This window comes from Nocardia sp. NPDC058497 (assembly GCF_042720195.1).
Taxonomy (GTDB): Bacteria; Actinomycetota; Actinomycetes; order Mycobacteriales; family Mycobacteriaceae; genus Nocardia.
Window position 1 is genome coordinate 1 of the sequence record NZ_JBHXMY010000595.1, and the last position, 3,531, is coordinate 3,531.

General features: G+C 67.3%; 5 protein-coding genes and 1 tRNA gene. 1 reads left to right on the plus strand and 5 read right to left on the minus strand.

The genetic code is table 11. The features are described 5' to 3' along the window. The first annotated feature begins 21 nt into the window (after nucleotides 1-21). Nucleotides 22-447 (plus strand): HIT family protein, encoded by a 426-nt coding sequence (locus ACFWPJ_RS27835; protein ID WP_378855708.1) that lies wholly within the window; start codon nucleotides 22-24, stop codon nucleotides 445-447. Between the two features lie 37 nt (nucleotides 448-484). On the opposite strand, the gene ACFWPJ_RS27840 is transcribed toward ACFWPJ_RS27835, so the two are convergent. The 5 genes from ACFWPJ_RS27840 to ACFWPJ_RS27860 all read right to left on the minus strand — a co-directional run bounded on the left by ACFWPJ_RS27840 (nucleotide 485) and on the right by ACFWPJ_RS27860 (nucleotide 3,509). Then, entirely contained in the window at nucleotides 485-1,414 is a 930-nt protein-coding gene (locus ACFWPJ_RS27840; RefSeq protein ID WP_378855710.1) for an SMP-30/gluconolactonase/LRE family protein, read from the minus strand. 125 nt (nucleotides 1,415-1,539) lie between these two features. Further along, the gene (locus ACFWPJ_RS27845; protein ID WP_378855712.1) at nucleotides 1,540-1,950 is read right to left on the minus strand and encodes a DUF4189 domain-containing protein; all 411 of its coding nucleotides are present in this window, start codon (nucleotides 1,948-1,950) and stop codon (nucleotides 1,540-1,542) included. A 170-nt stretch (nucleotides 1,951-2,120) separates the two neighbouring features. Next, nucleotides 2,121-2,192, minus strand: a tRNA-Thr gene (locus ACFWPJ_RS27850). Nucleotides 2,193-2,318: 126 nt separating this feature from the next. After that, the gene (locus ACFWPJ_RS27855) at nucleotides 2,319-2,555 is read right to left on the minus strand and encodes an MbtH family protein (protein WP_022565839.1); all 237 of its coding nucleotides are present in this window, start codon (nucleotides 2,553-2,555) and stop codon (nucleotides 2,319-2,321) included. Between the two features lie 120 nt (nucleotides 2,556-2,675). Then, nucleotides 2,676-3,509: an alpha/beta fold hydrolase gene (locus ACFWPJ_RS27860; RefSeq protein ID WP_378855714.1), complete on the minus strand. Its 834-nt coding sequence runs from the start codon at nucleotides 3,507-3,509 to the stop codon at nucleotides 2,676-2,678. Between the last annotated feature and the right edge of the window lie 22 nt (nucleotides 3,510-3,531).

The window sequence follows — 3,531 nt, forward strand, 5'->3', positions numbered from 1 at the left end:
GGACAGATTAGGCTCGCCGCTATGGCATCCGTCTTCAGCGCGATCATCGCCGGACAGCTTCCCGGCCGTTTCGTCTGGGAGGACGACGAGTTCGTCGCCTTCCTCACCATCGCCCCCGTCACCCAGGGCCACACCCTCGTCGTGCCGCGCGCCGAGATCGACCAGTGGCAGGACGTCGACCCCGCCGTCATGGCCCGCCTCACCGGTGTCGCCCAGAAGATCGGCCAAGCCGTCCGCATCGCCTTCGACGCCCCCCGCGCCGGCCTCCTCATCGCGGGCCTGGAAGTCCCCCACCTGCACACCCACGTCTTCCCCGCCTACACCATGGGCGACTTCGACATCTCCGGCGCCGACACCGCCCCCAAGCCCGAATCCCTCGACGAGGCCCGCGACAAGATCAAAGCCGCCCTCCGCGAACTCGGCTACGGAGCCAACGTCCCCGACTGAGCCCCGCCGCCAAGGTCGTTCGCGAGCCCGAGCACCGTCAGGAGCTGGGTGGGGTCAGCTGGGTGATGGTGCCGAGGAAGCTCGTCACGTATAGGGCGTGTGGGTTCCAGCCCGGGCCCGCGCCGAAACGGACCGAGGAGGACAGCGGGAGTCCGTCGGCGATTGTGCAGGATTGCCGGGTGTCCAGGTCGACCTGGTGGATTCGGCCGGCGACATTGAGCGCCACATAGGCCTTGCCGTCCGGGCCGACGGTCAGATCGTCGGCCGCGTTCAGCGGGCCGTGTCCGGGGATCACGGTGCGCGGAGCCGGTCTGGCGGGGTCGGCGTAGTCGACGAAGGTGACCACTGTTGTCGGGTCGAAGGTCGTCGAGACAACGAGCCGATTGCGTGTGGGGTCGAACGCGAGGCCGTTGGTGGAGGTGAGCGACGGTGCGTACGGCGACGCGCTGCCATCCGCCGCTACTCGCGTCATGGACCCCGCGCCGACGTCCTTGCTGACGACGAAATCGCCGTTGGGCAGCTGCGCCAGGCCGTTCGGCATCGTCAAGTCGGTGGCGACCGTGGTGACCGCGCCGGTGTCGAGGTCCAGCGCGCGAATGGTTCCGTCCGCGCGGCCTGTCAGCGCGGCCACGGCGCTGTTGCCGGTGGTGAAATAGGCCGTGTCGTCGACGACGATGACTCCGCCGGGGCCGTCGATACCGCCCACCGCGACAGACTTCGTGCCCTCGGCGGACAGTCGCTGGAGCGAACCACCGACTCCGGTCGCGGACTGTTCCGACAGCAGCAGGTTCCCGCGGCCATCGAAAGCGAGGTTCTCGAGCAACCCATAGCCGGACGCGACGGTCCGCTGCGTCCACTGCGGACACGATTCCGGTGCGGCGGCAGCCGGGTTCGCGGGCAGGAGGGCGGCCGTCGCGGTGACGGCCAGCACGCCGACTGTCCGGCACGTCGGACGAGAGAGGTTCATCGGATCTCCAGGTAGTTCACCGGTGAACTCACCTTATGCCCAACAGTTCGCGCCGGAGCGCGGTTGACGCGAAAAGCCTCCGACCGCGCTCAACGCAGGTCGGAGGCCTGATTGCGGGAACTAGATCAAGGCTGGGTGCAGGCGTGGGCGCGATTGAACGAGCCGGCGCTTCCGGTGCCGGTGGGGAGGTTGCGGGTGGCGTCCGCGTATGCCTCCCCTGGGGTCGCCCCTTTACCGAAGCCCACGATCGGGAACCCTGCGACGATCGCGAGCGGACTCGTCACGACCGCACCGCAGCCGTTCGCGAACGTCACCACCATCCGGCAGTCGATGATGCCCTGACCCTTGCACGCTCGGTCGGCGGCTCGAATGGCGTCGGCTTCCGTCGGGTGGTTGACCGAAAACGCGAAGACGTTGCCCCACACGCTGAGGGAAACGGCGCCCCAGTTGACCGGGTCGGCGGCGGCGGGCGGTGCCGCGAGGACGGCAGCGGCGCTCACCGAGAGTGCGGCGGCCGCAAAGGACTTGTTGAACATGTGGCGTGTGCTTCCTCTGCGCGCCGACCAGGGTGCGGCGATCGCATGGAAGATACCGCAGCGCATGGACGCGAGGTCGCCCCAAAAGTCTTGGGGTCACGGCAAAGACCGTCAGCGGCCAGCGCGCAAAAAAGGCTCTGACCGGGGCCAGAGCCTTTCTTTTCGCATTGAGCCCCCTGTCAGGATTGAACTGACGACCTTCGCTTTACAAGAGCGGTGCTCTACCACTGAGCTAAGGAGGCGGGTACTTCATGAGCCCCGGAGGGCAGCGACAATCATAGCGGCACGCGGCGGCCGCGTGGCATCGGTAGGAGTGCCACACGGCCGTCACGCTCAGCGAGGTCCCGGCGCAGTATCTGTGTTACTGCTCAGGACTGGGCGCGGGCCGCATCGTCGGCGGCCATCGCGTCACGCAGGCTCTTGGGACGCATGTCGGTCCAGTTCTTCTCGACGTATTCGACGCACGCGGCCCGGCTTTCTTCACCGAACACGACACGCCAACCCGCGGGGACCTCCGCGAACGCGGGCCACAGGGAGTGCTGCTCTTCGTCGTTGACCAGAACGAAGAAGCGGCCGTCCTCGTCGTCGAAGGGGTTGGTGCTCAATTTCACCTCACTGGATACTGGCGCTGTGTACGGGATCGCTCTGGGGTGCGCACCCCCGGGCGTTGTGTCGACCCTAGCAAGGCAGACGTTACGTGTAGGTGGTTACCTCGGCCTCGACGGTCAGGCCGCGAAGAAATCGAGGAGGATCTTGTTGACCGCCTCGGGGCGTTCCAGGTAGCCGTAGTGCCCGGTGTCCGGAATCTCCTGGTACCTGGCGCCCGGGATGGCCTCGGCAACCTCCCGTGACAGATAAGGCGGAATCATCCTATCATCGGCGAAGCCAATTGCCAGGCAGGGCACCGTGATTGCGCGATAGGCGGCGATCCGGTCGAACTCGTGGTCCATCGCCCGCTGCGCCCGGATTCCGGGGGGCGTGGCCCCACCGGTGAACTCGAACAGATCCAGCCAATCGCGGGCGGCGTTGGTGTCGGCCATGGTCGCGGGCGACAGATTCATCACCGCGGTCAGGGCCGCCTCGAATTTCGCGGGGAGCTGCACACCCGCGGCGTCGAGGTCCTGCTCACCGGCCGACAGCGTCTTCTGGAACTGGTCCAGCCTGCCGTGGCCCGCCATGAATACAGCCTTGCGGACCAGGTCGGGACGGGCCAGCGCCAGCTCCTGGGCGACCCGGGCGCCCATCGAGGTACCCGCGATCAGGGCGGGCCCTTCGTCGAGGAACTCGATCAGCGCCGCGGTGTCGGCCACCAGCTCCTCGATCCGCATGCCACCGGCAGCCTCGAACGACGGCGCGATGCCCCGGTTGTCGAAGACGCAGACGCGGTACCCGGCCGCGACCAGCGCGGGAACCTGATGCAGATCCCACACCCTGCCCGGCGACCCGGTGCCCATGATCAACACCACCAGCGGACCGCCGCCCTTGACGTCGGTGCCCTTGGTACGGTCGCCCTTGACCTGATAGTTCAGTGCGATGCCGTTCACCGTGGCCAGTGGCATGAAAGAAACCTCTCTGCTTATT